This window comes from Corallococcus sp. CA054B, from assembly GCF_003611625.1.
Taxonomy (GTDB): domain Bacteria; phylum Myxococcota; class Myxococcia; order Myxococcales; family Myxococcaceae; genus Corallococcus; species Corallococcus coralloides.
On record NZ_RAVY01000330.1, the window covers coordinates 1 to 5,593 of the forward strand.

General features: G+C 66.2%; 6 protein-coding genes. 1 reads left to right on the forward strand and 5 read right to left on the reverse strand.

All coding sequences use genetic code 11. The features are described 5' to 3' along the window. Positions 1-764 (forward strand): DUF481 domain-containing protein (locus D7V80_RS39955; protein WP_233586073.1); only part of this gene is annotated, 764 nt, incomplete at its 5' end. A 108-nt stretch (positions 765-872) separates the two neighbouring features. Here D7V80_RS39955 and D7V80_RS39960 read toward each other — a convergent pair. The 5 genes from D7V80_RS39960 to D7V80_RS39980 are packed head-to-tail and all read right to left on the reverse strand — an operon-like array spanning position 873 to position 5,558. Continuing rightward, positions 873-1,313, reverse strand: coding sequence for a cytochrome C oxidase subunit IV family protein (locus D7V80_RS39960; protein WP_120593011.1), 441 nt, complete (start codon positions 1,311-1,313; stop codon positions 873-875). A gap of 11 nt (positions 1,314-1,324) precedes the next feature. Further along, a complete protein-coding gene (locus tag D7V80_RS39965; RefSeq protein ID WP_120593012.1) occupies positions 1,325-1,987 on the reverse strand; it encodes a cytochrome c oxidase subunit 3 family protein in 663 nt (220 codons plus the stop codon). Next, complete coding sequence (locus D7V80_RS39970) at positions 1,980-3,656, reverse strand: cytochrome c oxidase subunit I (RefSeq protein WP_120593013.1); 1,677 nt, start codon at positions 3,654-3,656, stop codon at positions 1,980-1,982. The genes D7V80_RS39965 and D7V80_RS39970 overlap by 8 nt, the downstream gene beginning before the upstream one ends. Beyond that, the gene (gene coxB / locus D7V80_RS39975) at positions 3,640-4,686 is read right to left on the reverse strand and encodes a cytochrome c oxidase subunit II (protein ID WP_120593014.1); all 1,047 of its coding nucleotides are present in this window, start codon (positions 4,684-4,686) and stop codon (positions 3,640-3,642) included. Before coxB ends, D7V80_RS39970 begins: the two co-directional genes overlap by 17 nt. After that, positions 4,683-5,558 (reverse strand): SCO family protein, encoded by an 876-nt coding sequence (locus tag D7V80_RS39980; RefSeq protein WP_120593015.1) that lies wholly within the window; start codon positions 5,556-5,558, stop codon positions 4,683-4,685. The genes coxB and D7V80_RS39980 overlap by 4 nt, the downstream gene beginning before the upstream one ends. Positions 5,559-5,593: the final 35 nt, after the last annotated feature.

The window sequence follows — 5,593 nt, forward strand, 5'->3', positions numbered from 1 at the left end:
CCCCCGAGGCCGCCCCCGCGGCAGCCCCCGCGAAGCCCAGCACCTGGGACGTCAGCGTGGGCCTGAGCCTCATCTCCCTCACCGGCAACGCGTCCACGCTGACCGTGAGCGGCCTGGCCAGCGCGCTGCGCAAGACGGAGAACTGGATCTACTCCGTGAAGGCCTACGGCGCGTACGGCCGCAGCCGCCCGCCCCAGGTGGAAGGGGTGGTGGAGTCCCTGTCCCAGGTGGTGGCCCTCAACGCCGGCGTCGAGCTGCGTGGGGACCGCCGCTTCACGCAGGAGATCAGCGGCTACCTGCTGAGCGGCGTCGACACGGACCACATCAAGAGCGTGGAGGCGCGGCCCTACGGTGAAGCCGGTGCCAGCATCTTCTGGTTCGACACCAAGAGGGATGAGAAGGCCAGCGTGCGCGAAACCATCCTGCGCACCGACTTCGCCTTCCGCTACGCGCGCGAAATGCGCTTCCAGTACTACCCGGATCGCGTGGACCTGCCGGACGTGGACCTGGGCGGTCCGCGCTTCGGCGCCCTGTTCCGCTACGGCGTCTCCAAGGACATCACCTTCCAGGAAGAGGCGGAGATCCTGGTCAGCGTCATCGCCGACTCGCGCATCCTCTTCAGCAGCCAGACGCAGGTGATGGCGAACCTCACGGACGCGCTGGCCCTGGGCGTGGGCTTCCTCGTGAAGTCCGACAGCGCCCCGCCCCCGGGCAAGGTGTCCACCGACACGGCGCTGTCCTTCAACCTGACCGTCGCCCTGTAGTCCCCCTCCGGCGGGCCGGGCCACCCAGGCCCGCCAAAAGCGACGCGGCGCCAGGGAAGAATCCCGGGCGCCGCGTTCGTGCTTCAGGGGACCGCGAGAGGCGACGGACTACTCGTGCTTCTCGTGGATCTGCTTCTGGATCTGCTGGTGGCCACCCGTGCGGCCTTCCGTCGGGTTCGCTCCGATGTCCACCGCCTGCAGGTCGCTGTACTGCGACCCCGGCGGGTTGGCCAGACGGAAGCGGGTGCCGATGTCCATCAGCGAGAAGCCGATGAGCAGCACCACGAACAGGATGGACACGGCGAACACCAGGCGGTTGGCGCCCTGGTGCTCGTTCAGATGCATGAAGTACAGCGCCACCAGCGTGCCCTTCACGCTGGCGATGATGAGCGCGAGCACCAGGCCGAAGTCAGGCAGGTGCATGCGCCCGGTGAACACGGTGACGACCGTCAGCACCAGCAGGGCAATCCAGATGACCACGTAGCGCCCGGCGCCGTGGTGCTCCTGCATGTTGTGCTCTTCCTGACGCGATTCGTTGGCGATGGCCATGTGCGTAACCCTCAGACCAGGTACAGCATCGGGAAGAGGAAGATCCACACCAGGTCGACGAGGTGCCAGTACATGGAGCCCAGCTCGACCTGCGTGTAGTTGTTCGCGTTGAAGTCCCCGACGCGGTACGCGCGCACCGTGGCGAACGCCAGCACCGTCATGCCGATGACGACGTGCAGCGCGTGCAGCGCCGTGGAGGCGAAGTACACGGTGAAGTACATCGGCGCGCCCGGCAGCTGGATGCCTTCGTAGAAGTAGTAGCGGCCCGGCAGCGTCCCGATGTGGAACTTGTGCTTGTACTCGAAGAACTTGATGACGAGGAAGCCCACCGCCATCAGGAGGGTGAGCACGTTCATGTGCCCCACCATCTTGTTCTTCCCCTCCTTGGCGTAGTGCACCGCCATGGCGGCGGTGAACGAGGAGGTGATGAGCACCACCGTGTTGATGGTGCCCATCGTCAGGTCCAGGCTGCGGCTGGAGGCCGCCCACGCTTCCGGGAACAGGAAGCGGTAGGCCGCGTAGCACGCGAACAGACCCGCGAAGAGCAGGATTTCCGTGGCGAGGAACAGCCACATGCCCAACCGCGCCGCGTGCTTCTGGACCTCCAGCGACGCGAAGTGGGCAGCCAGCTTGGGACCGGGCACCGAGCCCGGCGTCACGTGAGCGCTAGACATCCGACACCTCGCCCTGGGCCTTCTTCGGATCCACGTAGAAGTGCGGCTCCTCGGGATACGTCGGCTGGGGCCCGATGAAGTTGTGCGTGGGCGGAGGCGAGTGGGTCAGCCACTCGTAGCCCTTGCTGTTCCACGGGTTGTCCACGCGCTCGCCGTAGATGAGCGCGTAGGTCAGGTAGATGGCGATGATGATGAAGCCGAACGCGAGCAGCGACGCACCGGCCGTGGACGCCACGTTCAGCGCCTGGAAGCGCTCCGGGTACTCGTAGTAGCGGCGCGGCATGCCCGCGTTGCCCACGAGGAACTGGGGGATGAACGTCGCGTTGAAGCCCAGGATGATGAGGGCCGCGGAAACCAGGCCCCACCCGTCGTGGTACATCTTCCCGAACATCTTCGGGAACCAGTAGTGGAGCGCGGCCAGGAAGGCCATGATCGTCGCGCCCACCATGATGAAGTGGAAGTGCGCCACGACGAAGTAGGTGTCGTGCCACGCCACGTCCAGCGACACCGTCGCCACCGCGATGCCCGTCATGCCACCGAACACGGTGAAGAACAGGAAGCCGCAGAAGTAGGCGAACGGGGTGCTGAACTCCACCGCGCCCTTGTAGACGGTGCCCACCCAGTTGAAGACCTTGATGGCCGTGAACACGCCCACCAGCATCGACAGCACGCCGAACACGCCGGCGTTGAAGGTCGACTGGCCGGACACGAACATGTGGTGGCCCCAGGCGAAGAAGCCCACGAACGCGATGCCCACGCTGGAGTACGCCACCGCGCGGTAGCCGAAGATGTTCTTGCGGCTGAACGTGGAGACGACCTCGCTCATCACGCCGAACGCCGGCAGCACCATGATGTACACGGCCGGGTGGCTGTAGAACCAGAACAAGTGCTGGAAGAGCACCGGGTCACCGCCGCGGGCCACGTCGAACATGCCCAGGCTGAACAGGTTCTCCGCCGTCACCAGCAGGAGCAGCAGGCCAATCACGGGCGTCGCCAGCACCTGGATGCAGCTGGTGGCGTAGAGCGCCCACACCATCAGCGGCATCTTGAACCAGGTGATGCCCGGCGCACGCATGGTGTGCGTGGTGACGATGAAGTTCATGCCCGTGAGGATGGAGCTGAACCCGATGATGAACGCGCCGAAGAGCACCGGCGCCACCGTGGTCGTCGTGTGCGCGCTGTACGGCGTGTAGAAGGTCCAGCCGGTGTCCAGGCCGCCGTTGAGCATGCCCCAGAGCGCGAAGCCCGCGCCCGCCAGGTACACGTAGAGCGACAGCAGGTTCAGCCGCGGGAACGCCACGTCCTTGGCGCCCAGCATCAGCGGCAGCATGAAGTTGCCGAAGATGGCCGGGATGGCGGGGATCATGAACAGGAAGATCATGACCACGCCATGCAGCGTGAAGACGCGGTTGTACGTCATCGCGTCCATGATGGTCGGGCCGGGCGTGAGCAGCTCGATCCGGATGAGCAGCGCGAAGATGCCGCCCACCAGGAAGAAGAGCAGGATCCACGCCATGTACATGATGCCGATGCGCTTGTGGTCCACCGTCAGCAGCCACGACTTCACCGTGGTGCCGTCCGTCAGGTAGCTCGGGTGGTGGCCGTGGTCGTCGTGCGCCTCATGGCCGGGGACGGCCCCCGGCGCGGCGATGCTACTGGATGGGGTCATAGGCGGGGCCCTCGGAAGCGGTCTCGCGCACGTTCGCGGTGCGCAGCGTCTTGATGTACTCGACGATGGCGGCCGACTCGGGGCCCTGCAGCTTGCCCTGGTAGGTCGGCATCACGTTCTGGTAGCCGGCGACGATGTGCGCGCCCGGGTCCATCATCGACTGGGTGATGTAGGCTTCATCCACGCGGATGGTCTGGCCATCGTCGAGCTTCTCTTCGCGCTCGTACATGCCCAGGAAGGTGGGGCCGATGTGCTTGGAGCCGTCCACCGAGTGGCACTTGAGGCAGCCCTGCGTGCCCACCAGCTTCTGGCCCTGCTCGGCCATGTGGGCGACGGGCGGCACGAGCGACGTGTCCGCCAGCGCGTCCTGCCGGTCCTGCAGGCGGCCACGCTGCTGCTCCTGCAGCCAGTTCTCGTAGTCCTCCGGCGCGAGCACGACGACCTCGGCCAGCATCTTCGAGTGCGACAGGCCGCAGTACTCGGTGCAGAGCACCTGGTACGTGCCGGGCTTCGTCGCCTCGAACCAGGCCTGCGTGTAGCGGCCCGGCAGCGCGTCCATCTTGATGCGGAAGGACGGGACGTAGAAGGAGTGGATGACGTCGCGGGACGTGATGAGCAGGCGCACCGGGCGGTTCGCCGGCACGTGCAGCACGTTCACGCCGTTGGGGCCCTCCGGGTAGGAGAACTTCCACATCCACTGCTTGCCCATGACGTAGACATCCATCGAGTCCTTGGGCGGAGTGGTGAACCAGGTGAAGTCCCGGAACCCGATGGCGAACCACGCCAGGAAGAACACCAGCGGGACGGAGACGAAGAGGAACTCCGTCTTCAGGTCCGGCACCACGTATTCCGTGTGCTGGTGGGCCTCCCGCCGGCGGTAGCGGAAGAACATGAAGAGCGCCGCGAGGCCGACGCCCGCGGACATCACCATCGTCGTGCCGACGACGAAGTAGTGCAGGAAGTCGACCCGTTCCGCGAACGTGGACGCGCGCTCCGGGAGGAACAGGAATTGGTTGGCCAGGTCGCTCATGTAGTCGCGCCTTTCTTCAGCTCGCGCCTCCAGAAATAGATCAGCATCGTGGCCAGGGCGCCGAAGACAGCCAGGGAGCCCAGGCGGATGAACCCGAAGATGTAGAAACCGTACCGCCGCGTGGCGGTGTCATACTTGAAACAGGACATGACGATGCGATCGACGCTCGTCCCGACCCGACCGCCCGCTGCTTCCAGCAGCGAAAGCTTCACGTCCTTGCGGTCGAACGACGTGCCGTAGAGGTAGCGGGAGATGCTCCCCTCCGGGGTGAGCACGGTGACCACCGCGGGGTGGGCGTACTGCTTCGTGCTCGGTTCATACGTGTACTTGAAGCCCACGGCATCGGCGAGCTTGCGGATGTTCTCGTCGGTGCCGGTGAGGAAGTGCCATGGAGCCGTCTCCGGCTTGCCCATGGACTGGAGGTACTTGCGCCTGCGCTCCACGCTCTGCGCCGGGGTGTCCTTGGGGTCGATGCTGACGGTGACGGCCTCGTAGTCCTTGCCCAGCTCCAGGCCCAGCTCGCGCATCACGCGGACCTGCTCGTTGATGACGAGGTTACAGAGCATGGGGCACTCGTAATAGACGAGCGTGAGCAGGGTGGGGCGCGTCTTCGACAGCAGCGTGCCCAGCCGCACCTCTTCCCCGGTGGAGTCCAGGAAGCGGGTCTCCAGGGGGAGCGGCTCCCCCAGGTGTTCCTCCACGTCCACCCCCGTCACCGGCGGAGGCAGGTCGGAGTCCGCCTCCACGATGGCGCGGGGCGTCTTGCCTCCGCCCGGCAGGGCGAACGCGGGCGTGGCGCTGGTGAGCACCAGCGCGAGCGCCGCGAGGAGCCCGGCGGCGCGGGCGGAGGAGAGCGGAAGAAGGGACGGCATGGCGGGGGACGGCTCGGGGGCAGGAGGAGCGGGTG

Coding starts and splice junctions, on each gene's coding strand:
- D7V80_RS39960 (WP_120593011.1), bottom strand. CDS start 1,313: ATGGCCATCGCCAACGAATCGCGTCAGGAAGAGCACAACATGCAGGAG.
- D7V80_RS39965 (WP_120593012.1), bottom strand. CDS start 1,987: ATGTCTAGCGCTCACGTGACGCCGGGCTCGGTGCCCGGTCCCAAGCTG.
- D7V80_RS39970 (WP_120593013.1), bottom strand. CDS start 3,656: ATGACCCCATCCAGTAGCATCGCCGCGCCGGGGGCCGTCCCCGGCCAT.
- coxB (WP_120593014.1), bottom strand. CDS start 4,686: ATGAGCGACCTGGCCAACCAATTCCTGTTCCTCCCGGAGCGCGCGTCC.
- D7V80_RS39980 (WP_120593015.1), bottom strand. CDS start 5,558: ATGCCGTCCCTTCTTCCGCTCTCCTCCGCCCGCGCCGCCGGGCTCCTC.